25 protein-coding genes and 1 riboswitch are annotated in these 25,679 nt (G+C 59.9%); of the genes, 13 read left to right on the plus strand and 12 right to left on the minus strand.

Annotation, left to right across the window (positions count from 1 at the left end; genetic code table 11):
• The first annotated feature begins 1 nt into the window (after position 1).
• On the plus strand, positions 2-766 hold the full coding sequence (gene madM, locus ABH912_RS22525; RefSeq protein WP_033060438.1) for a malonate transporter subunit MadM: 765 nt from the start codon (positions 2-4) through the stop codon (positions 764-766).
• 177 nt (positions 767-943) lie between these two features.
• On the opposite strand, the gene ABH912_RS22530 is transcribed toward madM, so the two are convergent.
• A complete protein-coding gene (locus tag ABH912_RS22530; protein ID WP_150658390.1) occupies positions 944-1,864 on the minus strand; it encodes a LysR family transcriptional regulator in 921 nt (306 codons plus the stop codon).
• 186 nt (positions 1,865-2,050) lie between these two features.
• Between ABH912_RS22530 and trhA the strand changes: the two genes are divergently transcribed.
• The gene (gene trhA, locus ABH912_RS22535; protein ID WP_033060434.1) at positions 2,051-2,668 is read left to right on the plus strand and encodes a PAQR family membrane homeostasis protein TrhA; all 618 of its coding nucleotides are present in this window, start codon (positions 2,051-2,053) and stop codon (positions 2,666-2,668) included.
• A gap of 5 nt (positions 2,669-2,673) precedes the next feature.
• On the opposite strand, the gene ABH912_RS22540 is transcribed toward trhA, so the two are convergent.
• Positions 2,674-3,582: a LysR family transcriptional regulator gene (locus ABH912_RS22540; protein ID WP_429511691.1), complete on the minus strand. Its 909-nt coding sequence runs from the start codon at positions 3,580-3,582 to the stop codon at positions 2,674-2,676.
• A 107-nt stretch (positions 3,583-3,689) separates the two neighbouring features.
• Here ABH912_RS22540 and ABH912_RS22545 point away from each other — a divergent pair, with 107 nt between their 5' ends.
• Genes ABH912_RS22545 through ABH912_RS22555 form a run of 3 tightly spaced genes read left to right on the plus strand, consistent with a single transcriptional unit; the run spans position 3,690 to position 6,230 of the window.
• Positions 3,690-4,931 (plus strand): D-amino acid dehydrogenase, encoded by a 1,242-nt coding sequence (locus ABH912_RS22545; RefSeq protein WP_429511692.1) that lies wholly within the window; start codon positions 3,690-3,692, stop codon positions 4,929-4,931.
• 18 nt (positions 4,932-4,949) lie between these two features.
• Positions 4,950-5,300: a RidA family protein gene (locus ABH912_RS22550; RefSeq protein WP_429511693.1), complete on the plus strand. Its 351-nt coding sequence runs from the start codon at positions 4,950-4,952 to the stop codon at positions 5,298-5,300.
• A 27-nt stretch (positions 5,301-5,327) separates the two neighbouring features.
• Positions 5,328-6,230 (plus strand): transporter substrate-binding domain-containing protein, encoded by a 903-nt coding sequence (locus tag ABH912_RS22555; RefSeq protein ID WP_033060429.1) that lies wholly within the window; start codon positions 5,328-5,330, stop codon positions 6,228-6,230.
• Positions 6,231-6,319: 89 nt separating this feature from the next.
• Here ABH912_RS22555 and ABH912_RS22560 read toward each other — a convergent pair whose 3' ends face one another.
• Together ABH912_RS22560 and ABH912_RS22565 are read right to left on the minus strand one after the other, a co-directional pair.
• Positions 6,320-7,039 carry a 16S rRNA (uracil(1498)-N(3))-methyltransferase gene (locus ABH912_RS22560; protein ID WP_429511694.1) on the minus strand — a complete coding sequence of 240 codons (720 nt, stop codon included), beginning with the start codon at positions 7,037-7,039 and terminating at the stop codon, positions 6,320-6,322.
• 158 nt (positions 7,040-7,197) lie between these two features.
• Entirely contained in the window at positions 7,198-8,604 is a 1,407-nt protein-coding gene (locus ABH912_RS22565) for an adenosylmethionine--8-amino-7-oxononanoate transaminase (protein WP_033060427.1), read from the minus strand.
• Between the two features lie 223 nt (positions 8,605-8,827).
• On the opposite strand from ABH912_RS22565, the gene ABH912_RS22570 reads away from it, so the two are divergent.
• From ABH912_RS22570 to ABH912_RS22580, 3 genes are all read left to right on the plus strand, one after another.
• The gene (locus ABH912_RS22570; RefSeq protein WP_429511695.1) at positions 8,828-10,603 is read left to right on the plus strand and encodes a flavin monoamine oxidase family protein; all 1,776 of its coding nucleotides are present in this window, start codon (positions 8,828-8,830) and stop codon (positions 10,601-10,603) included.
• 263 nt (positions 10,604-10,866) lie between these two features.
• Positions 10,867-11,418 (plus strand): cytochrome b, encoded by a 552-nt coding sequence (locus ABH912_RS22575; RefSeq protein ID WP_033060425.1) that lies wholly within the window; start codon positions 10,867-10,869, stop codon positions 11,416-11,418.
• A gap of 32 nt (positions 11,419-11,450) precedes the next feature.
• The gene (locus tag ABH912_RS22580) at positions 11,451-12,044 is read left to right on the plus strand and encodes a YceI family protein (RefSeq protein WP_033060424.1); all 594 of its coding nucleotides are present in this window, start codon (positions 11,451-11,453) and stop codon (positions 12,042-12,044) included.
• A gap of 67 nt (positions 12,045-12,111) precedes the next feature.
• Here ABH912_RS22580 and ABH912_RS22585 read toward each other — a convergent pair whose 3' ends face one another.
• The 4 genes from ABH912_RS22585 to ahcY all read right to left on the minus strand — a co-directional run bounded on the left by ABH912_RS22585 (position 12,112) and on the right by ahcY (position 17,677).
• Positions 12,112-13,995 carry a DEAD/DEAH box helicase gene (locus tag ABH912_RS22585; RefSeq protein ID WP_429511696.1) on the minus strand — a complete coding sequence of 628 codons (1,884 nt, stop codon included), beginning with the start codon at positions 13,993-13,995 and terminating at the stop codon, positions 12,112-12,114.
• 223 nt (positions 13,996-14,218) lie between these two features.
• A complete protein-coding gene (locus ABH912_RS22590; protein WP_429511697.1) occupies positions 14,219-15,034 on the minus strand; it encodes a substrate-binding periplasmic protein in 816 nt (271 codons plus the stop codon).
• 196 nt (positions 15,035-15,230) lie between these two features.
• Positions 15,231-16,076 (minus strand): methylenetetrahydrofolate reductase [NAD(P)H], encoded by an 846-nt coding sequence (metF, locus tag ABH912_RS22595; RefSeq protein ID WP_429511698.1) that lies wholly within the window; start codon positions 16,074-16,076, stop codon positions 15,231-15,233.
• Between the two features lie 191 nt (positions 16,077-16,267).
• Positions 16,268-17,677, minus strand: a complete 1,410-nt coding sequence (ahcY, locus tag ABH912_RS22600) for an adenosylhomocysteinase (protein WP_033060420.1) — start codon at positions 17,675-17,677, stop codon at positions 16,268-16,270.
• Positions 17,678-17,700: 23 nt separating this feature from the next.
• Positions 17,701-17,803: riboswitch (S-adenosyl-L-homocysteine riboswitch) on the minus strand.
• A gap of 198 nt (positions 17,804-18,001) precedes the next feature.
• Here ahcY and ABH912_RS22605 point away from each other — a divergent pair.
• Together ABH912_RS22605 and ABH912_RS22610 are read left to right on the plus strand one after the other, a co-directional pair.
• Positions 18,002-18,406 carry an acyl-CoA thioesterase gene (locus ABH912_RS22605; protein WP_033060418.1) on the plus strand — a complete coding sequence of 135 codons (405 nt, stop codon included), beginning with the start codon at positions 18,002-18,004 and terminating at the stop codon, positions 18,404-18,406.
• A 171-nt stretch (positions 18,407-18,577) separates the two neighbouring features.
• Positions 18,578-19,465 carry a formate/nitrite transporter family protein gene (locus ABH912_RS22610; RefSeq protein ID WP_429511699.1) on the plus strand — a complete coding sequence of 296 codons (888 nt, stop codon included), beginning with the start codon at positions 18,578-18,580 and terminating at the stop codon, positions 19,463-19,465.
• Here ABH912_RS22610 and ABH912_RS22615 read toward each other — a convergent pair whose 3' ends face one another.
• Entirely contained in the window at positions 19,466-20,731 is a 1,266-nt protein-coding gene (locus ABH912_RS22615; protein WP_429511700.1) for a cation:proton antiporter, read from the minus strand.
• Between the two features lie 69 nt (positions 20,732-20,800).
• The gene (locus ABH912_RS22620) at positions 20,801-21,970 is read right to left on the minus strand and encodes an MFS transporter (protein ID WP_429511701.1); all 1,170 of its coding nucleotides are present in this window, start codon (positions 21,968-21,970) and stop codon (positions 20,801-20,803) included.
• A 217-nt stretch (positions 21,971-22,187) separates the two neighbouring features.
• Between ABH912_RS22620 and ABH912_RS22625 the strand changes: the two genes are divergently transcribed.
• Positions 22,188-23,021 (plus strand): EamA family transporter, encoded by an 834-nt coding sequence (locus ABH912_RS22625; RefSeq protein ID WP_008152002.1) that lies wholly within the window; start codon positions 22,188-22,190, stop codon positions 23,019-23,021.
• 40 nt (positions 23,022-23,061) lie between these two features.
• Entirely contained in the window at positions 23,062-23,445 is a 384-nt protein-coding gene (locus ABH912_RS22630) for an MAPEG family protein (protein ID WP_429511702.1), read from the plus strand.
• A gap of 62 nt (positions 23,446-23,507) precedes the next feature.
• Here the strand turns inward: ABH912_RS22630 and mltA are convergent, their stop codons facing one another.
• The gene (mltA, locus tag ABH912_RS22635; RefSeq protein ID WP_429511703.1) at positions 23,508-24,680 is read right to left on the minus strand and encodes a murein transglycosylase A; all 1,173 of its coding nucleotides are present in this window, start codon (positions 24,678-24,680) and stop codon (positions 23,508-23,510) included.
• A 128-nt stretch (positions 24,681-24,808) separates the two neighbouring features.
• Between mltA and ABH912_RS22640 the strand changes: the two genes are divergently transcribed.
• Positions 24,809-25,258, plus strand: coding sequence for a c-type cytochrome (locus tag ABH912_RS22640; RefSeq protein WP_033060403.1), 450 nt, complete (start codon positions 24,809-24,811; stop codon positions 25,256-25,258).
• A 15-nt stretch (positions 25,259-25,273) separates the two neighbouring features.
• On the opposite strand, the gene ABH912_RS22645 is transcribed toward ABH912_RS22640, so the two are convergent.
• Positions 25,274-25,669 (minus strand): DUF1090 domain-containing protein, encoded by a 396-nt coding sequence (locus ABH912_RS22645; protein ID WP_033060402.1) that lies wholly within the window; start codon positions 25,667-25,669, stop codon positions 25,274-25,276.
• Positions 25,670-25,679: the final 10 nt, after the last annotated feature.

The raw sequence follows: 25,679 nt of genomic DNA on the forward strand, positions 1-25,679 counted from the left end.
TATGTGGGATCTCATCGAGAAAGGCCTGGAACATAACGGTCTGGTCACGGCGTTCGCATTCGTTGGCGTGATCATGTGGGTGTCGGTGGTGCTGTCCAAGCGCCTGACGTACGGACGGATTCACGGCTCGGCGATTGCCATCGTCATCGGGCTTGTTCTGGCCTGGGTTGGCGGCACCATGACCGGCGGGCAAAAAGGCCTGGCGGACTTGTCGTTGTTCTCCGGCATCGGGTTGATGGGCGGCGCCATGCTGCGGGATTTTGCGATCGTCGCCACGGCGTTTGAAGTGCAAGCCACCGAAGCGAAGAAGGCCGGTTTGATCGGTGTGATTGCGCTGCTGCTGGGCACCATCCTGCCGTTCATTGTCGGCGCGAGCATGGCCTGGGTGTTCGGTTATCGCGATGCGATCAGCATGACCACCATCGGCGCGGGCGCGGTGACTTATATCGTCGGGCCGGTGACCGGTGCGGCGATTGGCGCGAGTTCGGATGTGGTGGCGTTGTCGATTGCCACCGGGTTGATCAAGGCAATTTTCGTAATGGTCGGCACGCCGATGGCCGCGAAATGGATGGGGCTGGATAACCCGCGCTCGGCGATGGTGTTTGGTGGGTTGGCCGGGACGGTGAGCGGTGTGACGGCCGGGTTGGCGGCGACGGATCGGCGGTTGGTGCCTTATGGCGCATTGACCGCGACGTTCCACACTGGGCTTGGGTGCTTGCTGGGGCCTTCGCTGTTGTACTTCATTGTTCGCGGGATTGTGGGCTAGGACTCGAAAACCACCCCTCACTGTAGCCCTCTCCCCACGGGGGAGAGGGGGAAAGGGAGCAGATTGGGGGCCTTTCAAAACCTGAGTTCGACTCGATATTTCAGGTCGATGTAGCTTGAAAGAACAACTCGGTCGGCTCCCTCTCCCCTCTGGGGAGAGGGCTGGGGTGGTTCTTCGTCACACCACAGCATTGCGATTGGCATACATCCGACACTCAGCCAGCAACGCCAGCAGATTCGGATCCCGCTCCTTGGCCTTCAAGAACACCACCCCAATGTGCTGCTGCAACCGATACTTTTCCTGCAACGGAATCAGCTTCACCCGGTTCTCATACACCGCCGCAATCCGTCCCGGCAGCAACGCATAACCCACCCCTGAGCTGACCATGCTCAGCAGGGTGAAGATGTCGTTGACCTGCATCGCCACCTTCGGTTCGAACCCCGCCTGCTTGAACACCCGATTACCGTCCTGGTGCGTGGCAAAGCCCTGGGTCAGCGTAATGAATGTCTCGTCGCGCACTTCGGCAAGGTCGACTTCGGTCCGTTGGGCAAACTTTGAATCCGCCGGTGTGGCGAGAAAGATGTCGTCGGAAAACAGCGGAATCTGCTCGCAGTCCGGGTCGTTGACGCTCTCGTCCAGCGACACCAGGATCGCGTCGACTTCCATGTTCTTGAGCTTGTAGAGCAAGTCGAAGTTCGAGCCGAGGATCAGGTCGATGTTGAGTTCGCTGCGGCGGATCTTCAGGCCCATGATCAGTTGCGGCACCGTTTTCACCGTCAGCGAATACAGCGAGCCGAGCTTGAAACGCTCGGCGGAGAACCCGGCCGCTTCGCGGGTCAGGCGCACGGTTTCGACCACGTCCTGAATCAGCTTCTGCGCGCGTTCTTCCAGCACATAAGCGCTTTCCAGCGGCGTGAGATTGCGGCCTTCGTGCTTGAACAGCGGGCAGCGCAGGGCGCTTTCCAGGGAATGGATTGCCCGGTGCACGCTGACATTGCTGGTCTGCAATTCGGCGGCGGCCCGGGCCAGGTTGCCGGTGCGCATGAAGGCCAGGAACACCTCGAGTTTTTTCAGGGTCAACTCTTCATCGATCAGCATGGTGCAGACTCTTATTCGAATGGATCGATTGTGCACTCATGCGATCTTTTGTAGCAGCTGTCGAGTGAAACGAGGCTGCGATCTTTTGATCTTTTTACAAGCAAGATCAAAAGATCGCAGCCTCGTTTCACTCGACAGCGCCTACAGTTTGCGCAATGTTGCAGTGAATTTTGAGGTGAGCAACACATGTATCACGGGGAAAGATTGAACGCCTGGACGCATCTGGTCGGGGCAGTGGCAGCGGTGGTCGGGGTGGTGTGGATGCTGGTAATCGCCAGCATGGACGGCAGTCCGTGGAAGATCGTCAGTGTGGCGATTTACGGGTTCACCTTGCTGGTGCTTTACAGCGCGTCGACCGTTTACCACAGCGTGCGCGGGCGCAAGAAAGCGATCATGCAGAAGGTCGATCACTTTTCGATCTATCTGCTGATTGCCGGCAGCTACACGCCGTTCTGTCTTGTGACGCTACGTGGGCCGTGGGGCTGGACGCTGTTCGGGATTGTCTGGGGGCTGGCGCTGATCGGCATCCTGCAAGAGATCAAACCGCGTTCCGAAGCGCGGATTTTGTCGATCGTCATCTATGCGGTGATGGGCTGGATCGTGCTGGTGGCGGTCAAGCCGTTGCTGGCGGCGTTGGGCAGCACAGGTTTCGCCTGGCTGGCGTCGGGCGGCGTGTTGTACACCGTGGGCATTATCTTTTTTGCGCTGGACAGTCGTTTGCGCCATGCCCACGGGATCTGGCACCTGTTCGTGATCGCCGGGAGTTTGCTGCACTTCGTGGCGATTCTGTTTTATGTCCTTTGAAGCCTCTAAGGGATCAAGCGATCCAGTTGCGCCTGCGCCCGTCGGCTGAACACCTGCAACAAGTCGCTCAAGGTGTGGGGCGGCGGTTCGTCGGCGCGGGTGACCGCGTACAGGGTAATCGGTAGTGCTGGCGCCAGAGGTCGAATCACCGTGGCAGCGGGGGACGCGCCGAGTGCGGTAAACGGATCGATCACCGCCAGCCCGGCACCGGATTCAACCATCGCCCGCGCCAGCGAATAGGTCTGCACGGCGATGCGAACCCGTGGCGGCGGATCGACCGCCTCAAGGTAGCTGTCGAGCCGGGCTGCCAGCGGGTCGGCGCTGGACAGGCCGATCAGCGGCGCGCCCGCCAGTTCACTCAACGGCAACGGTTGGCCCAAGGCGTCGTCGGCCCAATAACCCAGCGGCGCCAGCGCCACCAAAACCCCGCAGGCCAGGGCTTGCGCCTTCAGGCCCGGATGATCCGGCGGCTGCAAGGTCAGGGCGACATCCACTTCGCGCATCAACAAATTCTGCATCAGCTCACGGCTGTGGGCGCTGGACAGTTCGCAGACGATGTCCGGGTAACGTTGCGTCCACTCGTTGATGGCCGGCGGCAGCAGCGACAGGGCCAGCGCCGGGATCGCGCCGATCCGTACGCTGCGACCGGGTTCGCGACGCAGGCTCTGGGCCAGACGTCGCACGCCTTGCAGGCTTTCGGTGACCTTGTCGACTTCGCGCTCAAGCTCCAGCGCTTCAGGCGTGGCCTGCAATTTACCGCGCACCCGCAGGAACAACGGAAAGCCCAGCTGCTGTTCGGCGTGTTGCAGCACTTTGCTCACCGCCGGCTGCGACACGTGCAGTAACTGTGCGGCGCCACTGACCGAACCGGTCTGGCGAATGGCCTGGAAAATCTCGATGTGTCGCAGTCGCATGGCAAGTCCATAACCTTTGTTTATGGGTCAATCATCTTTAAGCATTGTTCAACGCCTGTCACCTGGTCCTAACCTGAAGCCTGTTTCAACAACGGTTAAGGACAGACATGGCTCAGCGGGTTTGCATTATCGGTGGCGGCGTCATCGGGCTGACGACGGCATACGCTTTGGTTCGCGACGGCATCGACGTAACGTTGATCGAGGCCCGGGACTCGCTGGGCAGCGAGACCAGTTTCGCCAACGGCGGCCAGTTGTCCTACCGATACGTCGCGCCGCTGGCCGATGCCGGCGTACCGTTGCAGGCGCTTGGCTGGATGCTGCGCGGTGACTCGCCGTTGAAGCTGCGCCCGCGTCTGGACCCGGCGCAATGGCGCTGGATGGCGTCCTTCCTGGCGGCCTGCCGCCGTTCGGTGAATCAGCGCAACGGCTCGCACCTGCTGCGTCTGGCGCTGCTGAGCCAGACCACGCTGCAAGGCTGGCGCGACGAAGACCGCCTCGACGGTTTCGACTGGCGGCGCAACGGCAAACTGGTGACGTTTCGTGAAGCCGCGAGTTTCGAACATGCTCGCCATGGTCTCGCCGATCCGCAACAGCAGCACGTGTTGTCGCGGGCCGAATGCGCGCAGCTGGAGCCTGCACTCGCCGAGGCGCCGTTTGTGGGCGCGATTTATACCCCTGACGAAGAAGTCGCCGATTGCCATGCTTTCTGCCAGCTACTGCTGGCTCGGCTCCAGGCGTCGGGGCGTTGCGAGTTTTTGCTCGGTCGCAAGGTCACCGGCATTCGCCACGCGGACGGCGCGGTGCAGGCCGTCGAAATGGGTTCGCAGGTGCTGCCGGTCGAACAACTGGTGATTGCCGCCGGACATCGCAGTCCGGCGCTGGCGCTGCCGGGCATGAACCTGCCGCTGTATCCGCTCAAGGGCTATAGCCTGACTTTGCCGATCCGCGCCGAACATCGTGCGCCGGAGCTGAGCATCACCGATTACAACCGCAAGATCGTTTACGCCCGCATCGGTGAACAACTGCGCGTGGCGGCGATGGTCGACATTGTCGGCTTCGACCCGGCGATCGACCCCAAACGCCTGGCGCTGATCAAGCGCCAGGCGCAGGAAACCTTGCCCAATGCCGGCGATTACGACGCCGCCATCGAATGGGCCGGCATGCGCCCGGCCACCCCCAGCGGCGTGCCGTTGATCGGGGCCACGGCGTACCGCAATCTCTGGCTCAACCTCGGCCATGGCGCCCTGGGTTTTACCTTGGCCTGTGGCAGCGCCCGGTTGCTCAGCGAATTGATCGCCCGGCGCGCACCTTCAATCGAAATGCAGGGCCTCGCCCCCCGCGTCGCCTGACTTGAAAAGGAAAAACCGATGAACATCAACCGAATCAACAGCAACAGCCGCCTCTCTGGCGCGGTGACCTTTGGCGATCTGGTGTTTCTCTCGGGACAGGTTCCGGGTAACAGCACCGACGTCACCGGCCAGACCGCCGAAGTGCTGGCGAAGATCGATGCGTTGTTGGCTGAAGCTGGCAGCGACAAGGATCATCTGCTCAACGCAACCATTTACCTGAACGACATTGGCCGCGACTTCGCCGCCATGAACGAGGTTTGGTCGCAGTGGCTGTCACCGGGCAAAGCGCCGACCCGCACTACGTTGCAGGCGCAACTGGCCCGTCCAGAGGTGCTGGTGGAAATCACCGTAATCGCCGCGCGACGCTAATTAACTGACCCACAACGGAGAATAACAATGCAAAAAATCACGTTGATCGGCTGCACCCTCGGCCTGCTGCTCGCCAGTCAGGTCCAGGCCAACGAAGCGCCACTGACCGGCACGCTGAACAAGGTCGCCAATGCCAAAAGCATCACCCTGGGCTATCGAGACGCGTCGGTGCCGTTCTCCTACGTGGGTGATCACACGGGGCAGCCGATGGGCTATTCGGTGGACCTGGCGAGCAAGATTGTCGAGCGCATCAAGCAAAAGCTCGAGCTGCCGGATCTGCAGGTGAAGTACAACCTGGTGACCTCGCAAACGCGCATTCCGCTGGTGCAGAACGGCACGGTCGACCTTGAATGCGGCTCCACCGGCGTGACCGCCGAGCGCATGCAGCAAGTGGCGTTTTCTTATGGGTTCATCTACGTGAAGGGGCAGTTGCTCACGGCGAAGGACAGTGGCATCAAAAGCTTCGCCGACCTGCGCGGCAAGAACGTCGTGACCACCGCGGGCACCACCAACGAACGGTTTCTGAAGAGCTACAACATCGATCACAAGATCGATATGTTCGTGATCAGCGCCAAGGACCACGGCGAAGCCTTCCAGATGCTGCAGTCAGGTCGGGCAGCGGCGTTCTATATGGATGACGCGCTGCTTTACGGCGAACGCGCCAAGGCCCGTGATCCACATAACTGGGTTGTGGTGGGGGAGGAGCAGTCGCGGGAAATCTACAGCTGCATGGTGCGCAAGGATGATCCGCAGTTTCTTCAGTTGGTGAACTCGACCCTTGCCGATCTGTACAGTTCGGGCGAGATCAACGGCATCTATCAGCGCTGGTTCCAGCAACCGATTCCGCCTAAAGGCTTGAACCTGGAATTCCCGATGACCAGCGAGCTGAAAGCAATCATCGCCAAACCGGTGAGTGATCCGGTGCAGTAATCACCTCTTGATCCTTGCACGCTCCCACTTTGGAATGCATACCCCTGTGGGAGCGAGCTTGCTCCGGGCGGCGTTCCGACGATAGGGTCCTAGAAGTCCCCCCACAACTGTTGGGCAACCGAAAGCGCAACCACCGGCGCGGTCTCTGTCCGCAATACCCGAGGCCCAAGGCGAGCAGCATGGAACCCGGTACTCTTGGCCTGATCAACCTCAGCGTCGGACAACCCGCCTTCCGGGCCGATCAAAAACGCCAGCGTCGCTGGTTTTGCATGACTTACCAGCGGCTCGGCCACCGGATGCAGCACCAACTTCAATTCTGCTTGAGTCTGCTTCAACCAATCCGCCAACAGCAGCGGCGGATGAATCACCGGCACCCGTGAACGCCCGCATTGCTCGCACGCGCTGATCGCCACCTGGCGCCAGTGCATCAGGCGTTTGTCGGCGCGTTCGTCCTTGAGTCGGACTTCACAGCGGTCGCTGAAGATCGGGGTGATTTCAGTAACGCCTAATTCAGTGGCTTTCTGAATCGCCCAATCCATCCGCTCGCCACGGGACAAGCCCTGGCCGAGATGGATCGACAAGGACGACTCGACCTGCCCGGCGAAGCTTTCATCGATCTGCACGACGACGCGCTTCTTGCCGACCTCCACCAGCGTGGCGCGAAACTCATGACCCGAACCGTCGAACAGTTGCAGCGCATCACCTTCGTCCATGCGCAACACGCGGCTGATGTAATGGGCCTGGGCCTCGGGCAACTCGTGTTCGCCAGTGCTCAAGGGGGCGTCGATAAAGAAGCGGGACAGTCTCATGCTGGGTCTCTGAAAAATTGGATCGGAACCGCTTTTGTGGCGAGGGAGCTTGCTCCCGCTGGGTCGCGGAGCGGCCCCGTTTATACCTGGAAAGAAGGGGACTGCTGCGCAGTCTCCAGCGGGAGCAAGCTCCCTCGCCACAGGGGATTTAGTGACTTTTAGCCCGGATCGCGGAAGCCCGGGTGGAAGTCCTTCGGCACCGAAACACTGACGCTATCGCGAGTAGCGATGTCGATGCCTTCGCTGGCCACTTCGGCCAGAAAGTCGATCTGCTCAGGCGTGATCACGTACGGCGGCAGGAAGTACACCACGCTGCCCAACGGACGAAGTAAAGCACCACGCTCCAACGCATGCTGGAACACTTTCAAACCGCGGCGTTCCTGCCACGGATAAGCTTCCTTGGTGGCCTTGTCCTTGACCATCTCGATGGCCAGCACCATGCCGGTCTGGCGCACTTCCGAAACGTTCGGGTGATCGGCCAGATGCGCGGTGGCGCTGGCCATGCGCTGGGCCAAGGCCTTGTTGTTCTCGATGACGTTGTCTTCTTCGAAGATATCCAACGTCGCCAATGCCGCCGCGCACGCCAGCGGATTGCCGGTATAGCTGTGGGAATGCAGGAAGGCGCGCAGGGTCGGGTAGTCGTCGTAGAACGCGCTGTAGACATCTTCGGTGGTGACGCAGGCCGCCAACGGCAGGTAGCCGCCAGTCAGGGCTTTGGACAGGCAGAGGAAGTCCGGGCGGATGCCGGCCTGTTCGCAGGCGAACATCGTCCCGGTGCGGCCGAAGCCGACGGCGATTTCGTCGTGGATCAGGTGCACGCCATAGCGGTCGCAGGCTTCGCGCAGCAATTTCAGATAAACCGGGTGGTACATGCGCATGCCGCCGGCGCCCTGGATCAGCGGCTCGACGATCACTGCGGCGACGGTGTCGTGGTTCTCGGCCAGGGTTTGTTCCATGGCAGCAAACATGTTGCGCGAATGTTCTTCCCAGCTCATGCCTTCCGGGCGCAGGTAGCAATCGGGGCTCGGCACCTTGATGGTGTCCAGCAGCAGGGCCTTGTAGGTTTCGGTGAACAGCGGCACGTCGCCCACCGACATCGCCGCCATGGTTTCGCCGTGGTAGCTGTTGGTCAGGGTGACAAAGCGCTTCTTGTTCGGCTGGCCGCGGTTGAGCCAGTAGTGAAAGCTCATTTTCAGCGCGACTTCGATGCAGGACGAACCGTTATCGGCGTAGAAGCACCGTGTCAGGCCTTCTGGCGTCATCTTCACCAGACGCTCGGACAACTCGATCACTGGCTGATGGCTGAAACCAGCGAGGATCACGTGTTCCAGCTGATCGACCTGATCCTTGATGCGCTGGTTGATCCGCGGGTTGGCGTGGCCGAACACGTTGACCCACCAGGAACTGACGGCGTCGAGGTAGCGTTTGCCTTCGAAGTCTTCCAGCCAGACGCCTTCACCGCGTTTGATCGGGATCAGCGGCAGCTGTTCGTGGTCTTTCATCTGGGTGCAGGGATGCCACAACACCGCGAGATCGCGTTGCATCCACTGATTATTCAGGCCCATTTTCAGTCTCCTCGAGGCGGCTCGCGACGTGCGCGGGCAAACAATCGCGCAAGCCTATGCAATGCGTGACGTGGGGACAACCTATTGTGTGGATTGAGCTACTTTGTATAGGTGGATAGACGTCGCTGGCGGCCTTTTGATGGCTGACGTATTCTTCGCGGTTCTTTGAGCCGTCTGGCTCGTAAAACCGTTATTTCCTACGTGTATTTCCGGAGTTCTCTGAATGTCTGCTGGTTGGCTGCGCGCCTGTGCGCTGGTGATGTTGGGGCTGTTCAGCGTGTCTGCGCTGGCCAAGGATAAAACGGCGATCGTGATCGGCGGAGGGCTGTCTGGCCTCACGGCGGCTTACGAACTGCAAAACAAAGGCTGGCAGGTCACCCTGCTGGAAGCCAAACCGAGCCTGGGCGGTCGCTCCGGCATGGCCACCAGTGAGTGGATCGGCAACGACAAGACTCAACCGGTTCTGAACAAGTACGTATCGACCTTCAAGCTGAGCACCACACCGGCCCCTGAATTCGTGCGGACCCCGGGTTACCTGATTGACGGTGAGTATTTCACCGCTGCCGATCTGGCCACCAAGCAACCGGCCACCAGCGACGCGCTCAAGCGCTACGAAAAGACCCTGGACAATCTGGCGCGCTCGATCGAAGACCCGCAGAACCCGGCAGCCAACAGCACACTGTTCGCCCTGGACCAGATCAACGTGGCCAACTGGCTCGACCGTCTGAATCTACCGGCCACGGCACGTCAGTTGGTGAATCAGCAGATTCGTACCCGTTATGACGAACCGTCGCGCCTGTCGTTGCTGTACTTCGCACAGCAAAACCGCGTTTACCTTGGCGTTGCCGACCGTGACCTGCGCGCTTCGCGTCTGCTCGGTGGCAGCCCGGTGTTGGCTCAGGCTTTCGTCAAGCAACTGAAAACCATCAAGACCAGCTCCCCGGTCTCGGCGATCACCCAGGAAAAGGACGGTGTGACCGTCAAAGTCGGCAGCGTTAGCTATCAGGCTGACTACGTCGTCGTGGCCGTGCCATTGCGTGCACTGAACAAGATCCAGATGACTCCATCGCTGGATACCCAGCACATGGGCGCGATCAAGGGCACCAACTACGGTTGGCGCGACCAGATCATGCTGAAGTTCAAGACGCCAGTGTGGGAAAGCAAGGCGCGGATGACCGGCGAGATCTACAGCAACGCCGGTCTGGGCATGTTGTGGGTTGAGCCGGCACTGAAGGGCGGCGCCAACGTGGTGATCAACCTGTCCGGCGACAACGCGCGTGTGATGCAGGCCTTCGGCGACAAGCAGATGGTCGATCAGGTGCTGATCCGTCTGCACGCCTTTTATCCAGAGGCGCGCGGTTCGTTCACCGGTTATGAAATCCGTCGCTACAGCACCGACCCTTCCATGGGTGGCGCTTACCTGGCATTCGGCCCTGGCCAGATCAGCAAGTACTGGCGCCTGTGGGAGCGTCCGCTGCAACGCGTAGCGTTCGCTGGCGAACACACCGACACCTTGTACCCGGGGACGCTGGAAGGCGCGTTGCGCACCGGTCAGCGTGCAGCCGGTCAGGTAGAAGACTTGGCAGCCGGCAAGTCGTTTGAACCGGCGAAAGTTGTACCGGCAGCGACCGCTGCGGCGGCCGGCGCAGTGGCGGCGAAGAAAGGTAACTTCTTCACCAACCTGTTCGGTGGTTCGGACGACAAACCCGAACTGGCCAAGGCGGCAGAGCCAGTGGCTCCGGTTGCTCCGGCACCGGCAGTGGCTCCAACACCTGCGCCGGCCCCAGCGGCCGCGCCGGTCGAAGCACCGAAACCAGCGACACCGGTGAAAGCCGAACCGGCCAAAAAAGCCCCGGCCAAAGCTGCAGCGAAAAAACCTGCGGCCAAAACCCAGGCCAAAGCCGAGGCCAAAAAAGCCGCGGCGAAGAAGGTTGAACCAGCGAAGAAAGTAGCGGCCAAGCCCGCTGCGACTCCGGTGGCGGATGCCAAAGCGCAATAAGCTTTGGGACTAAAAGAACGCGGCAGAAATGCCGCGTTTTTTTATGCCCGAAGAGAACCAATATCAAGAATCGAATAAACCTAATGGCGCAGGTGTTCTTTAGTTGGACTTCATTTTTTATTACACATTGGTCTTTAATCTTTCCTTAACTCACCCATTTCAGACTCTTGATCGTATTTCTCGATATTTCAAAGCGAAATTTTCCGCTTTAACTCGATAGATAACTCGATAGTCTTGGTCGCAGTTCTCACAGGATTTGGGCAATGCAGCTACGTAATTCTTCTTCGCGCTACGGTTGGGTCAGCATTTTCATGCACTGGGGCGTGGCGTTGGCGGTCTTCGGTCTGTTTGCGTTGGGCTTGTGGATGGTCGGTCTCGACTACTACAGCGTCTGGCGCAAAGACGCGCCCGACTTGCACAAGAGCATTGGCCTGGTGTTGTTAGCCGTCATGGTTCTGCGGGTGCTGTGGCGTTTCATCAGCCCGCCACCACCCGCACTTGAAAGCTATAGCCGCATGACGCGCCTTGGCGCCAAGTTCGGCCATTCGTTCCTGTATCTCAGTCTGTTTGCTGTGATGATTGCCGGTTACCTGATTTCCACCGCAGAAGGTGTCGGGATTCCGGTGTTTGGCCTGTTTGAAGTCCCTGCATTGATTTCCGGACTACCGGATCAGGCAGACACCGCCGGTGTGATTCATCTGTATCTGGCGTGGGTGCTGGTCATTTTTTCCGGTCTCCATGCGTTGGCAGCACTGAAGCACCATTTTATCGATCGTGATGCGACCCTCACTCGAATGCTGGGGCGCAAAGCTTGACGTTCAACCTCGACTCCAAAGGAATAGAAAGCATGTTGAAAAAGACTCTCGCCGCTCTGGCAATCGGTTCTGCTCTGCTGTCCGCCAACGTGATGGCGGCCGACTACGTCGTCGACAAGGAAGGCCAGCACGCCTTCGTTGACTTCAAGATCAGCCACCTGGGCTACAGCTTCATCACCGGTACCTTCAAGGATATCGACGGCAAGTTCAGCTTCGATGCTGCCAAGCCAGAAGACAGCAAGATCGAGTTCAATGTGAACACCGCCAGCGTGTTCACCAACAACGCCGAGCGCGACAAGCACATCGCCAGCGGTGATTTCCTGAACGCTAGCAAATTCGCTAAAGCGACGTTTGTTTCCACCAGCGTCAAATCCACCGGCAAAAACGCCGCTGGCAAAGACACTGCTGACGTGAGCGGTAACCTGACTATCGCGGGCGTGACCAAGCCGATCGTGGTCAAGGCCACTTTCCTGGGTGAAGGCAAGGATCCATGGGGCGGCTACCGTGCTGGCTTCGAAGGCACCACCAACCTCAAGCGCTCCGATTTCGGCAAGCAGAAAGACCTGGGCCCACAGTCCGATGCGGTCGAGCTGTACGTGACGTTTGAAGGTGTGAAAGCGAAGTAACTTTCGCCGCGGATAAAAAAATGCCCCTGATCTCGCGATCAGGGGCATTTTTTATGGCTGCGTTAAATCAGCGATTGCGGGTCAGCAAGGCTGGTTTCTCGCCGCGTGGACGACCTGGCAGTTGATCAAGTTGCTCAGGAGTCGGGAAACGATCGGTTTTCGACTCCTTGTGAATGATCTTCGGTGCCGGGCCGCGCGGGTTTTGCACGGCCGGTTCCGAACGTGGCTGATCGTCACGAGCCGGGCGGCGGTTGCGGGACTCTTCGCGACGGGCCTGGCCGTCACGTGGAGCACCATTGCGTGGACCGCTGCGCTTGGCCGGCGGAGTACCGGTGGTGGCGCCATCGCTGCTGCGTGGGCCGCTTTGACGACCCTGAGGCTTGCCGCCGCCAGTGCGCGGAGCACCTGCGCCAGCTGTCGTGCCTTGTGCCGGAGCACCTGGACGGCGACCACGGCCCTGAGCCGGTTTGGCTTGAGGAACGTAGTCGACGCGGTTACCGAAGTTATCGATATCGTCGTCCAGGAACTCGTCCGGAGCACGGTCTGCAGCAGCAGCGCGTGGCGCTGGACGCTGTTGCTCGCGAGCCGGAGTGCCTTCGCGTGGCTTGTGTTCACGCGCCGGGCGATCACCACGGCCAGTGGCAGCAGGTGCTTTTTCCTTGCCGCCCTTGTCCTTGCCCTTGTCTTTACGACCGCCGCCACCGCCAGTGCCGTTCGGACCGTCGCCGCGCGGGCCACGTGGGTTGCGCGGGTTACGCACATCCGGACGCTCGCGGACTTCTGGTTTTTCGGCTTCTACAGCGCTGGAATCGAAGCCCATCAGGTTGCCGTCGGCAATCTTCTGCTTGGTCATGCGCTCGATGCTTTTCAGCAGCTTTTCTTCGTCCGGAGCGACCAGCGAGATCGCCTCGCCCGAACGACCGGCACGGCCGGTACGACCGATACGGTGAACGTAATCTTCGTCGACGTTTGGCAGTTCGAAGTTGACCACGTGTGGCAACTGATCGATGTCCAGGCCGCGAGCGGCGATGTCGGTGGCGACCAGGATGCGCACTTCGCCAGCCTTGAAGTCGGCCAGGGCTTTGGTGCGAGCGTTCTGGCTCTTGTTACCGTGGATCGCAACGGCGCTGAGGCCGTGTTTGTCCAGGTACTCGGCCAGACGGTTGGCGCCGTGCTTGGTGCGGGTGAACACCAGCACCTGTTCCCAGGCGCCAGCGGTGATCAGGTGCGCCAGCAACGAGCGCTTGTGGCTGGCAGCCAGACGGAATACGCGCTGTTCGATACGCTCGACCGTGGTGTTCGGCGGCGTGACTTCGATGCGTTCCGGGTTGTGCAGCAGCTTGCCGGCGAGGTCGGTGATGTCTTTGGAGAACGTCGCCGAGAACAGCAGGTTCTGGCGTTTGCTCGGCAGACGGGCGAGGACCTTTTTCACGTCATGGACGAAGCCCATGTCGAGCATGCGGTCGGCTTCGTCCAGCACGAGGATTTCCACGTGGGACAAATCGACGCTGCCTTGACCGGCGAGGTCGAGCAGGCGGCCGGGGCAGGCCACCAGCACGTCAACACCGCGGGACATGGCCTGAACCTGTGGGTTCATGCCGACGCCGCCGAAGATGCAGGCGCTGACGAACTTCAGGTCACGAGCATAGACCTTGAAGCTCTCGTGTACTTGAGCCGCGAGTTCGCGGGTAGGGGTCAGGACCAGTACGCGCGGTTGGCGCGGGCCGTGACGCTGGGATTTGTCCGGGTGACCGTTGGGGAACAACCGCTCCAGAATCGGAAGGGCGAAGCCGCCGGTTTTACCAGTACCTGTCTGAGCCGCGACCATCAGGTCGCGACCTTGCAACACGGCGGGAATGGCCCGCTGTTGCACCGGAGTAGGCTCGGTATAGCCCGCTGCCTCGATGGCGCGGACTAAAGCCTCGGAGAGACCGAGGGAAGCAAAGGACATGAGTAATCCTGTTTTAGTTAGGGCTTGGCCCAATGGGAGTCTTGCCTGGCGCGAATGGCGTTTAAGAGGAACGCAATCCCGTCCGGTCCTGCTGGGCCTTGAAAGCTCGTCTGGAGTGCTCGCGCGGGCTGAAAAGCTGCGCTGTAGCGGGGTCGAGATGCCTTGAACAAGTCCGAGCGTCCGGGCGTGAGCCTGGCGGGAAGGCCGGAGTATAACAGAGCAATCACTGCGCGCCGCTTTCCTGCTGCTCAACGGTTTTTCCGCTGGCGGCGGTGGCTCTGGTGGCTTTGACCTCGGCCGCCCGATCGGCGCCATATCGGGCGCTCAATTCAGCGTACGCAGGCTCGCGCTTGAAGCGTTTGAGTTCGGCGCCGAAGCGCTGCACCAACAAGTCCATGCCGGCGTTGCGGCGTACTGCCAGGTACTGGCTCTGGTGACTGATGACGGTCGGGTTCTCGGTAATCTTGTCGCGGATGCCCAATTCGTCGAGCAAGTGCTGACCCACCCTGCGATCAGTGATCAGCAGATCGATCCGCCCGCGCACCAGTTTGCCGAAGTTGGCTTCATGGGTCGGCGCCGGTTCGTGAGTGAACAGGGTCGATTCACGAAAGTCCTGGCTGTACAGATAGCCCGGGGAAGTGCCGATGGTCAGCCCTTTCAGGTCGTCCAGGGTGCGAAAAGGGTGGGGCCGCTCATTGGCGTAGAACATCACGAACTCCACTTCCGAGAGCGGCTCGCCGGGGTAGAGCAGGGTGGCGTCGCGCTCATCGCTGTGAAAGATGTCCAGCGCCCCGTCTGCCTGACCCGTTTCGAGCATCGACAGGCAGCGTTTCCACGGCAGGAACTGCCATTCCACTTCGATGCCCAGGCGCTTGAAGACGATGGCGGTGGTTTCGTAGTCCAGTCCCAGGGATTTGCCGTTTTCCTCATACACATACGGCGCCCAGGGTTCGGTGACAATGCGCAGCTTCTCGCCCCGAGCGGCGAAGCTCAGGCAAGTAAAAAGAAACACGGTCAGTAACTGCGCGATCAAAGGCATGGCTTGAGATTACGACGAGAAACCGGAAAGAGCCAGAAACGGGATCCAGAAGCTCTAACTCAGTGTGTGCTGCACAATAAAAGGGCGTTGAATGTAAAAGATCGCAGCCTCGTTTCACTCGACAGCTCCTACAGGGGATTGCGTACTCTGTAGGAGCTGTCGAGTGAAACGAGGCTGCGATCTTTTGATCGTGCTTTTAGCGCGGCAACTTCAGATTGTTCCACACCGCCAGGCTCGGTTCGGCCTGGTTCAGCGTGTAGAAGTGCAGCCCTGGAGCGCCACCTTGCAGCAGGCGTTCGCACATCTCGGTGATGACTTGCTCACCAAAGCCTTGAATGCTCTGGGTGTCGTCGCCGTAGGCTTCCAGCTGCTTGCGGATCCAGCGCGGAATTTCCGCACCGCAGGCATCGGAGAAGCGCGCCAGCTTGCTGTAGTTGGTGATCGGCATGATCCCCGGAACGATCGGGATGTTCACGCCCTTTGCCCGTACACGCTCGACGAAGTAGAAGTAGCTGTCGGCGTTGAAGAAGTACTGGGTGATCGCACTGTTGGCGCCAGCGTTGGCCTTGCGTACGAAGTTGTTCAGATCGTCTTCGAAATTACGCGCTTGCGGATGCATTTCCGGGTAAGCGGCGACTTCGATGTGGAAATGATCACCGGTTTCTTCACGAATGAATTCAACCAGGTCGTTCGCGTGGCGCATTTCACCACTGGCCATGCCCATGCCGGAAGGCAGGTCACCGCGCAGGGCAACAATACGGGTGATGCCGGCCGCCTTGTATTGGGCCAACAGGCCGCGCAAGTCGTTTTTGCTGTCGCCAACGCAGGACAAATGCGGTGCGGCAGGGACTTTGACTTCGCTTTCGAGCTGCAACACGGTGTTGAGGGTGCGATCACGAGTCGAACCACCAGCGCCGTAGGTGCAGGAGAAGAAGTCAGGATTGTAGGTCGCCAGATGACGGGCCGTAGCAATCAGTTTTTCATGCCCAGCATCGGTCTTCGTAGGGAAGAACTCGAAGCTGTAGCGACGTTCTTGGGACATGGTCATATCCTTGAAAACATGTAAGCCGGACGCTGGCCCACTGTAGGAGCGAGCCTGCTCGCGAAGAACGAGAGAGCAATGCGTTTATCCAGCCAGTACGCATTATCGTTAACGTCCATCGCGAGCAGGCTCGCTCCTACAGGGGAGCAGGCGACGCGGTGTATCAGAACACCGCGCAGCCGGTCAGCAGATCAGTAGCGGTAAGCGTGCGGCTTGAACGGACCTTCAACGGTCACGCCGATGTAGTCGGCCTGAGTCTTGGTCAGTTGAGTCACAACGCCGCCGAAACCGCGAACCATTTCCAGGGCGACTTCTTCGTCGAGTTTCTTCGGCAGTACTTCAACGGTCAGGCGCTCGGCTTTCTGGGCTGGCGACAGGTCGGCGTACTTCTGGCCGAACAGGAAGATCTGCGCCAGAACCTGGTTGGCGAACGAACCGTCCATGATGCGGCTTGGGTGACCGGTAGCGTTACCCAGGTTAACCAGACGGCCTTCGGCCAGCAGGATCAGGTAGTCGTCGTTCTGAGCGTCGAACGCGCCAGGGCCGGTACGGTGGATTTTGTGAACCTGTGGCTTCACTTCTTCCCATGCCCAGTTCTTGCGCATGAAAGCGGTGTCGATTTCGTTGTCGAAGTGGCCGATGTTGCAGACAACAGCGCGCTTCTTCAGGGCTTTGAGCATGTTTGCGTCGCAAACGTTGACGTTACCGGTGGTGGTCACGATCAGGTCGATCTTGCCCAGCAGCGCTTTGTCGATGCTTGCTTCAGTGCCGTTGTTGATACCGTCGATGAACGGCGAAACCAGCTCGTAACCGTCCATGCAGGCTTGCATGGCGCAGATCGGGTCGACTTCGGAGACTTTAACGATCATGCCTTCCTGACGCAGGGACTGGGCCGAGCCCTTGCCCACGTCACCGTAACCGATGACCAGTGCTTGCTTGCCGGACAACAGGTGGTCGGTACCGCGCTTGATCGCATCGTTCAGGCTGTGACGGCAGCCGTACTTGTTGTCGTTCTTGCTCTTGGTGACCGAGTCGTTGACGTTGATCGCCGGGATTTTCAGCTCGCCCTTGGCCAGCATGTCCAGCAGGCGGTGAACGCCCGTGGTGGTTTCTTCGGTAACGCCGTGGACGCGGTCCAGGATCGCAGGGTATTTCTTGTGCAGCAGCTCGGTCAGGTCGCCGCCGTCGTCGAGGATCATGTTGGCATCCCAAGGCGCGCCATCTTTGAGGATGGTTTGCTCCAGGCACCACTCGTACTCTGCTTCGGTTTCGCCTTTCCAGGCGAAAACCGGGATACCGGCAGCGGCGATAGCGGCAGCGGCCTGGTCCTGAGTCGAGAAAATGTTGCAGGACGACCAGCGTACTTCGGCACCCAGGGCAACCAGGGTTTCGATCAGCACGGCAGTCTGAATGGTCATGTGGATGCAGCCGAGGATCTTCGCGCCTTTGAGCGGCTGCTCACCGGCATACTTGCGGCGCAGACCCATCAGGGCTGGCATTTCGGATTCGGCGATGATGGTTTCGCGACGGCCCCAGGCAGCCAGGGACATGTCGGCAACTTTGTAATCGTTAAAATCTGCAGGCGTGATAACAGCGCTCATGATGAGCCTCCATTCGTAATGTATGCGAATGGGCGCCGTTGTGCGTTTAGTGTCTGACCGATAACGGTCAAGCAACGCCCCATCCGAGCCTGACAGGTCGAACCTGCTGCAGCGCCCCTCGGACAGGTGGCGGGAAAACGGTATCAACCGAAGATGACCGTTTTGAAACGGTGGCGATTATAGCCGTGTGAGCGATACTTCCAAAGCGTTTCTGTTGGTCAATCTCTGAACGGTAATCGAGACCATAGTCGATGCTTGATAGAGCTCTAGGTCGGGCTCTGCCATGATGCCCACCATCATTCGGCAAGACGCTCAGGAGTGAATATGAATTTCCACACCCGCAAATGGGTAAAACCCGAAGACCTCAACCCCAACGGCACGCTGTTCGGCGGCAGCCTGTTGCGCTGGCTCGACGAAGAAGCAGCGATCTACGCCATCGTCCAATTGGGCAATCAGCGGGTGGTTACCAAGTACATTTCCGAAATCAACTTCGTCAGCGCCTCGCGCCAGGGCGACATCATCGAGCTGGGCATCACCGCCACCGAGTTCGGTCGCACCTCCATCACCCTGAAGTGCGAAGTGCGTAACAAGATCACCCGCAAAAGCATCCTGACGGTGGAGAAGATTGTTTTCGTCAATCTGGGCGAAGACGGCTTGCCTGCACCGCACGGCCGGACCGAGATCACGTACGTCAAGGACCAGTTCAAGGATGACGTAGCCAGCGAATAAACGAGTCATCTGTGGCGAGGGAGCTTGCTCCCGCTGGGGCGCGAAGCGGCCCTAAAACCTGCCGGGAGCAAGCTCCCTCGCCACAAGGTTTTGATTCGTTTTCGTGGTCAGTGAACAGCTCCGAACCCTGCGTGTCGTACCTACATGACACACCACTGGTTCCGGAGCTCTATGGACACGCAAAAAGACGGCAAGACCCCGAACCTCTCCCCTGAAGAACAGCACGACGTCGACAAGAGCCAGCCGCCGCGGGCGGCGGTGCTGCACGAAATCATCCGCACCCAGGGCGATCAGGAACTCGAGCGCAGTGTCGCCGCCTTGTGGTGGTCGGCGCTGGCCGCCGGCCTGACCATGGGCCTGTCGCTGATGGCCATGGGGCTGCTCAATTCCCGTCTGGCGGACGGCGAAGGCTTCAAGGTGATCGCCAGTTTCGGTTACTGCGCAGGCTTTCTCGCGGTGATTCTCGCCCGTCAGCAGCTGTTCACCGAGAACACCCTGACGGCGGTGCTGCCGATCATGACCAAACCCACACTGAACAATTTCGGTCGGTTGCTACGCCTGTGGTCGGTGGTGCTGGTGGGCAACCTCTGCGGCACGTTGCTGGTGGCGTATGTGATGCTGAATCTGCCGATTTTCGACAGTAAGACCGACCTGGCCTTCCTCGATATCGGGCGCAAGATCATGGAGAACGACGCCAGCCAGATGTTCGCCAAAGGCATTGTGTCGGGCTGGATGATCGCCACCATGGTCTGGATGATTCCGTCCATGGAGAGCGCGAAGATGTGGATCATCATCCTCATCACCTACCTCATGGCGCTGGGGGATTTCACCCACATCGTGGTCGGGTCCGCCGAGGTCTCGTATCTGGTGTTTGCCGGCGAGTTGCCGTGGAAGGATTTCTGGCTGGTGTTCGCCGGGCCGACGCTGGCGGGGAACATCATCGGCGGCAGCTTCATTTTCGCGCTGATCAGTCATGCGCAGATCCGTAGCGAAAGCGGCCCGCCGAAGAAGTCTACGGGTCAAGGCCTGAAGCCTGACCCGCAGAAGACCAAAAAGTAATCAGTGATGATCGGCCTGTGCCGCTGGCGCAGGCTCATCCTTGGTCACGTGCTTGACCAGTTTGCCAATGCTCAAACCCTGCAACAGGATCGACGACAGCACCACGATGTAGGTGATGCTCAGCAACAAGTCGCGCTCCGGACCTAGCGGCAAGGCCAGGGCCAGGGCCACCGAAACACCCCCGCGCAAACCACCCCAGGTCAGAATCCGGATCGTCCCGCGAGGGACCGTACGCCAGCGCCGCAACAGCACGATGGCCGGCGCCACCGTCAGCAGGCGCGAAAGCAGAATCGCCAGCGCCAGCAAACTCGCCGCCAGCACGTGCAACCAGTTGAACGGCAGCAGCAACAACTCCATGCCGATCAGCGCGAATAGCAGCGCGTTGAGCATGTCATCGAGCAATTCCCAGAAACCGTCCAGGTACTTGCGGGTCATGTCGTTCATCGCCAGATTGCGGCCCAGATTGCCGATGATCAGGCCGGCGACCACCATCGCGATCGGAGCGGAGACGTGCAATTCCGACGCCATGGCCGAGCCGCCGATCACCAGTGCCAGAGTCAGCATCACCTCGATCTGATGCTGTTCGATGCTCTTGATCATCAGGTACACCAGGTAACCGATCAGCCCACCAAACAGCACGCCGCCAATCGCCTCGTGGGCGAACAGCATGGCCGTGGCGCCAAGGGTCGGGGTTTCGCCGAGCTGCACGATGCCCAACAGCACGGTGAACACCACTACAGCGGTGCCATCGTTGAACAGCGATTCGCCGACGATGGTGGTTTTCAGTGGCTTGGACGCGTTGGCGGTCCGCAGCACACCGAGCACCGCGATCGGGTCTGTCGGGGAGATCAGTGCGCCGAACAGCAGGCAATACAAGAAGCTCACGTGCCAGCCGAACAGGGCAAAAATGTAATAGGCGAGGCTGCCGATCACGGCGGTGGCGATCAACACGCCGAAGGTCGCCAACAACCCGATGGGCCAGCGATAGTTGCGCAGGTCATTCAGGTTGACGTGCAGGGCGCCGGCGAACAGCAGGAAGGACAGCATCCAGTTCATTAGCAAGTCGCCGAAGTCGATCTGGCCGATCAGCTGTTGCACACGTTCTTCGAGACCGGGATAGCCGATGAAACTCAAGCCTTGCAGCAGCAGGGAAAACATCAGCGCGGTGACCATGACGCCGATGGTCGGGGGCAGGCCGATGAAGCGAAAGTTCACGTAGGTGAGGAGCGTGGTGAGGCAGATAAACGCAGCGACAAGTTCAAGCATCCGGGGTCCTTTGGATGGGGAAGGTAGAAAGAATGCGCGACGTTGACCGCGCAAGGGAATCAGGGTTGTTTAGCCGGACACATTGACCGCAGCAACACCGCGACGTTGCAGATAGATGTAGAAAAGCGCCGTCAGCACCGTCAAGCCACTGACCAGCGCGCCGGTCCACGGCAAGTCCGCCAGATCCGCACCACTGGCGACGACCAGGCCACCAATCCACGCACCGGCTGCGTTCCCGAGGTTGAACGCGCTCTGGTTCAACGTTGAACCCAGATTCGGAGCCTCATGCGCCTGGTCAATGATCAGCAGTTGCAAAATCGGGCACAGGGCAAAGGCGAAGATGCCCCACAACACCAGCGTAATTGCTGCCGGGATCACCGAGTGACTGGTCTGTGAGAACGCGGCCAGCACCACCAGCACCGCCAGCGCCATGCCCACCAGCGACGGCAGCAATCGACTGTCAGCCAGGCGACCGCCGAGCATGCTGCCCGCAGTCAATCCAACCCCGAATAGCAGCAACATGATGGTCACGCCATGCGGGCTGACACCGGTGATGTCTTGCAGGATGGGGGCAATGTAAGTGAAGACACTGAACAGGCTGGTCGACGCCAGCGCGCTCATGCCCAGCGCCAACAACACGTTGACCTTGCCCAGCACTTTGAACTCGCTGGCGAGGTTGGCCTTGTCCATGGCGATGTCCTTCGGTAACCAGACCCACTGCGCAATCGCGGCAATCACGCCGATTACCGACACCGCCCAGAACGTCGAGCGCCAGCCGGCGTATTGCCCGAGCGCAGTGCCCAATGGCACGCCCAGCACATTGGCCAGGGTCAGGCCGGTGAACATCATGGCAATCGCCTGGGCGCGTTTGTTCGGGGCCACCAAACCGGCGGCGACCACTGAACCGATGCCGAAGAACGCACCATGGCAGAGCGCGGTGACCACGCGTGCGGCCATCAGCGTGGCGTAGTTCGGCGCCAATGCGCAGAGGATGTTGCCGAGGATGAACATCAGCGTCATGCCCAGCAGCGTGGCTTTGCGCGGCATGTTAGCGGTGCCGATCGCAAGGATCGGCGCACCGAACACCACGCCCAGGGCGTAGCCGGTGATCAGCAAGCCCGCGTGGGGGATGCTCACCGCGAGGTCGCGGGCGACATCGGGCAGCAAGCCCATGATGACGAATTCAGTGGTGCCGATGCCGAACGCGGCAACAGCGAGGGCAAGCAAGGCGAGTGGCATGCGCAAGGTCTCTGTCGGTAGTCTTGACGCTCTGATCAGGCATACGCATGCCGACGCCCGTTCTCGACGAGAGCGGGCGGTGGCAGAAATTATTGGAATTAGTCTGTGCGCAACTGAGTGCGGCGTGGTCGCTTGCAGTATAAACAGCTGCTGACATATGGCGAATCAATTCTCCGCCCCGCTTCATGTGGGGGGCGGTCAACAAAAGGAGTGTGCCGTGCTTGCAACAGCACTGGTGTTAGTGGCAGCGCTGTTGCACGCGGCGTGGAATACCCTGATCAAATTCAGTGCGGAGCGGCTGCTGGTGGTGGCCTGCATGGACAGCGTTGCAATGCTGTTTGTCGCACTGATGTTGCCGTTCGTGGCATTGCCACCCCTGGACATCTGGCCGTGGATTCTGGCGTCGGCGGCGTTTGAATTGCTCTATCGCTATTTGCTGATCCAGGCCTATCGGGTTGGTGATCTCGGGCTGGTCTATCCGCTGATGCGTGGCTTGTCGCCGCTGGTAGTGCTGGCACTGACGCTGATTTTTGCCGGCGAAGTGCTGACGAACCAGCAGATCTTCGGGATTCTGCTGATCCCGTTCGGCATGTTGTGCCTGCTCTGGCAGGGCGGTGGCGGTGCGCGATTGCCGTGGTCGATGCTGCCAGTGGTGGCGTTGATCGGCCTGTGCATCGGCTGCTACACCTTCATCGATGGCCAGGCGTTGCGGCGCTGGTCGCATCCGCTGGATTACCTGGTGTGGGTCACGTTGCTCAGCGCCTGGCCGTTCCCGTTACTGGCGCTGGTGCGTAAGCGACCGGCCTTCATGCTGTTCTGGCGGGAACAGTGGCGACTGGGGTTGGCGGTCGGGTTTTGCGTGTTGTTCAGCTACGCTCTGGTGCTGTGGGCCATGCAACTGGGCTCGATTGCCGAGGCGGCAGCCTTGCGCGAGATCAGCGTGATTCTGGTGGTGCTGTTCGGCATGCGTTACCTGAAAGAACCTTTCGGCAGGCCGCGGCTCTTAGCCTGCGGGCTGGTGCTGATCGGCATGCTGGTGATGAAGTTTTGACTGGAACTCGACTCTTGAAACTTGAAGAAGGGATTGCGTTATGACGGTTGCTCTGTGGTGCATTTTGATCGCGATTTTCCTGCCCTATGTCTGCACGACCATCGCCAGGGTCAGTGGCGGGTTCAGGCCGAAAGACAACCATGACCCCCGTGACTTTCTCGAGTCACTGAATGGTTTTGGCCGACGCGCGTATGCGGCACATCTGAACGGTCTTGAAGTGACGCCCGCGTTCGCGGCGGCGGTGATCGTTGCGCACCTGGCCGGCAATGCCGAACTGGTGACGATCAATGTGCTGGCGGTGTTGTTCATCACCAGTCGGCTGCTGTACATCATTTGCTACTTGGCGGATTGGGCGATTTTGCGGTCGCTGATGTGGTTGGTAGGGCTTGGGTTGATCGTCAGTTTCTTTGTGGTTTCTGTTTAAGAGCAAGATCAAGAGATCGCAGGCTCATCCGCGATTTGCGGCGAGCCTGCGGTCTTTTGACTTTAAAGCTTGTCGGCCACCTGCGGCACTTGAGGCAGGGCTGCGCCTTTAGGCCAGAGCATCCAGATCTGCCCCTGCTGTTTCATGTCGCCGGCCAATTGCCCGGCCGCCTCACCTGTGCCCCAGAACAGGTCTGCACGGACTTCGCCGGCAATTGCGCCGCCGGTGTCCTGAGCGGCAACCGGGCGTACCAGTGCGGTACCGTCAGGTTTAGTGGTCGATAACCACAGCAGACTGCCCAGCGGAATCACTTTGCGATCCACCGCCGCGCTGTAGCCGGTGGTCAGCGGTACGTTCAGTGAGCCGCGAGGTCCTTCGTTGCTGTCCGGATTGCGAGTGAAGAATACGTAGCTGGGGTTGCTGCCCAGCAGTTCCGGAATGCGCGTCGGATTGGCCTTGGCCCAAGTGCTGATGGCGCCCATGGTCACTTCTTCTTTTTTCAGCTCGCCCTGGTCCACCAGCCAGCGGCCGATCGGTCGATACGGGTGACCGTTCTGGTCGGCATACGCAATGCGCAGCTGGCGGCCATCATCGAGCTGGATACGACCCGAGCCCTGGATTTGCAGGAATTGCAGGTTCATCGGGTCGGTCAGCCAGGCAACTACCGGTGCCTTGACCCCTTTGGTTTCAATCGTGGCCGCATCGTCGTAAGGCTTGAGCACACGACCTTCGAGTCGTCCGCGCAGGCGTTTGCCTTTGAGTTCCGGGTAGATGCTGTCCAGAGAGACGATGATCATGTCCTCGGGCACGCCGTACACCGGGATGTTCGCCACTTCGGTCTGGGTCAGGCTGCCGGGGTAGACCGGCTCGTAATAGCCGGTGATCAAGCCGTTGGGATTGTCATTGGCGGCGCGCAGGCCGTAGACGTCGAGGTTCTGCTTGAGGAACCCACGAATATCGTTGGCGGTTTGTGGCACGTTGGCGGCAGCCGCGCAGGTCGAGCCCCACACCGGGTCGGCTTTGAGTCGGGTGCAGGCGCTGCGCCACGAGCCGAAGCCGGCGACCAGGTCGTTGTCGGACACCGTCGGAAGTGCTTCCCATGTGGCGCTGGAGTAGGTCGCCAGGGCGTGGGTTTGCGGTTTGTTGTTGTCGCCACCGGTGCAGCCCGCAAGCACGGCCACCATCGGAAGGGTCCAGGCGATGTTGTGACGCCATGCCTTGAAACGGCTGTTCATGGAGTAATTCCTTTGTCGGTTGCATGAGTGCTCCCTGCGCTCAAACAACCCGTATTGATAATAGGGCTATTGGTCTTTGCCGATGACGCGAGGATACTGGCCGCCGTTTCCCGTGACCTGAAGCCACCATGACTCTTAAAAGACTTTCTGTTGTATTGCTGGCCTGCCTGGCGTTGTCCGCCTGCGGTGGTGTCGATCCCAACTCGCCGCTGGGCCAGCGCAAGGCAATCTTCAAGCAAATGCTCAAGACCGGCGAAGACCTGGGCGGCATGTTGCGTGGTCGCATCCCGTTTGACGGCCCGAAATTCGCTGACGGTGCGGTGAAGCTCGATGCGTTGTCCCGTGAGCCCTGGAAACATTTTCCGCAAGTGCGCGAAGAAGATCACACCAGCGCCAAGAGCGATGTCTGGCAGAAACAGGAACACTTCCAGGACATGGCCCGCACCCTTGAAGCCGCCACCGGTGAATTGGTGACGGCCAGCAAGGTTCAGCCTTACAAGGCCAGTAACCTGGGGCCGGCGGTGCAGAAAGTCGAAGATGCCTGCAGTGCTTGCCATAAAGAGTTTCGGGATCATTGAGTCCTGAACTGATCCTTATTTGTCCAGCTCATCAAGTGCGTCCTGCAGTTCCTTGCGCGACTCGGCGAGTTTGTCTTTGCGCTTGTTGATCTTCTCGGCGTCGCCTTTCTTCATGGCCTTGTCCAGATCAGCCTGACGCTTGCTGACTTCGTGCTTGGCGTCGAGCACCTTGTTTTCCCGCTCTTTCTTCAGGGAAGCATCGGTGCAATGAGCAGTGACTTCACTCAGGGCCGTTTCAAGGCCTGCCTGTTGATCGGCGTTGCCGTGAGACTTGGCCAGTTCAATCTGATTGATGATGCCCTGCTTCTTTGCGGCGCAGCCGGTCAGGCCCGGAGCTTCTTCGGCGGCCATCAGCGGAGCGGCCAGCACGCCGCAAAGGGTCAGCAGGGCGAGTGGTGAAAGAAGTTTCATAAAAGCTCCA

The organism is Pseudomonas sp. BT76 TE3572 (assembly GCF_050435365.1).
GTDB classification, from domain to species: Bacteria; Pseudomonadota; Gammaproteobacteria; order Pseudomonadales; family Pseudomonadaceae; genus Aquipseudomonas; species Aquipseudomonas fluorescens_W.

Excerpts from the sequence above, each read along its gene's own strand:
- ABH912_RS22605 (WP_033060418.1), top strand. The coding sequence starts at position 18,002 with ATGAATTTCCACACCCGCAAATGGGTAAAACCCGAAGACCTCAACCCC.
- mltA (WP_429511703.1), bottom strand. The coding sequence starts at position 24,680 with ATGAACAGCCGTTTCAAGGCATGGCGTCACAACATCGCCTGGACCCTT.
- ABH912_RS22580 (WP_033060424.1), top strand. The coding sequence starts at position 11,451 with ATGTTGAAAAAGACTCTCGCCGCTCTGGCAATCGGTTCTGCTCTGCTG.
- ABH912_RS22570 (WP_429511695.1), top strand. The coding sequence starts at position 8,828 with ATGTCTGCTGGTTGGCTGCGCGCCTGTGCGCTGGTGATGTTGGGGCTG.
- ABH912_RS22640 (WP_033060403.1), top strand. The coding sequence starts at position 24,809 with ATGACTCTTAAAAGACTTTCTGTTGTATTGCTGGCCTGCCTGGCGTTG.
- metF (WP_429511698.1), bottom strand. The coding sequence starts at position 16,076 with ATGTCCCAAGAACGTCGCTACAGCTTCGAGTTCTTCCCTACGAAGACC.
- ABH912_RS22565 (WP_033060427.1), bottom strand. The coding sequence starts at position 8,604 with ATGGGCCTGAATAATCAGTGGATGCAACGCGATCTCGCGGTGTTGTGG.
- ABH912_RS22615 (WP_429511700.1), bottom strand. The coding sequence starts at position 20,731 with ATGCTTGAACTTGTCGCTGCGTTTATCTGCCTCACCACGCTCCTCACC.
- ABH912_RS22555 (WP_033060429.1), top strand. The coding sequence starts at position 5,328 with ATGCAAAAAATCACGTTGATCGGCTGCACCCTCGGCCTGCTGCTCGCC.
- ahcY (WP_033060420.1), bottom strand. The coding sequence starts at position 17,677 with ATGAGCGCTGTTATCACGCCTGCAGATTTTAACGATTACAAAGTTGCC.
- trhA (WP_033060434.1), top strand. The coding sequence starts at position 2,051 with ATGTATCACGGGGAAAGATTGAACGCCTGGACGCATCTGGTCGGGGCA.
- madM (WP_033060438.1), top strand. The coding sequence starts at position 2 with ATGTGGGATCTCATCGAGAAAGGCCTGGAACATAACGGTCTGGTCACG.
- ABH912_RS22630 (WP_429511702.1), top strand. The coding sequence starts at position 23,062 with ATGACGGTTGCTCTGTGGTGCATTTTGATCGCGATTTTCCTGCCCTAT.
- ABH912_RS22540 (WP_429511691.1), bottom strand. The coding sequence starts at position 3,582 with ATGCGACTGCGACACATCGAGATTTTCCAGGCCATTCGCCAGACCGGT.
- ABH912_RS22620 (WP_429511701.1), bottom strand. The coding sequence starts at position 21,970 with ATGCCACTCGCCTTGCTTGCCCTCGCTGTTGCCGCGTTCGGCATCGGC.
- ABH912_RS22545 (WP_429511692.1), top strand. The coding sequence starts at position 3,690 with ATGGCTCAGCGGGTTTGCATTATCGGTGGCGGCGTCATCGGGCTGACG.
- ABH912_RS22550 (WP_429511693.1), top strand. The coding sequence starts at position 4,950 with ATGAACATCAACCGAATCAACAGCAACAGCCGCCTCTCTGGCGCGGTG.
- ABH912_RS22585 (WP_429511696.1), bottom strand. The coding sequence starts at position 13,995 with ATGTCCTTTGCTTCCCTCGGTCTCTCCGAGGCTTTAGTCCGCGCCATC.
- ABH912_RS22645 (WP_033060402.1), bottom strand. The coding sequence starts at position 25,669 with ATGAAACTTCTTTCACCACTCGCCCTGCTGACCCTTTGCGGCGTGCTG.
- ABH912_RS22560 (WP_429511694.1), bottom strand. The coding sequence starts at position 7,039 with ATGAGACTGTCCCGCTTCTTTATCGACGCCCCCTTGAGCACTGGCGAA.
- ABH912_RS22530 (WP_150658390.1), bottom strand. The coding sequence starts at position 1,864 with ATGCTGATCGATGAAGAGTTGACCCTGAAAAAACTCGAGGTGTTCCTG.
- ABH912_RS22590 (WP_429511697.1), bottom strand. The coding sequence starts at position 15,034 with ATGCCTTTGATCGCGCAGTTACTGACCGTGTTTCTTTTTACTTGCCTG.
- ABH912_RS22610 (WP_429511699.1), top strand. The coding sequence starts at position 18,578 with ATGGACACGCAAAAAGACGGCAAGACCCCGAACCTCTCCCCTGAAGAA.
- ABH912_RS22575 (WP_033060425.1), top strand. The coding sequence starts at position 10,867 with ATGCAGCTACGTAATTCTTCTTCGCGCTACGGTTGGGTCAGCATTTTC.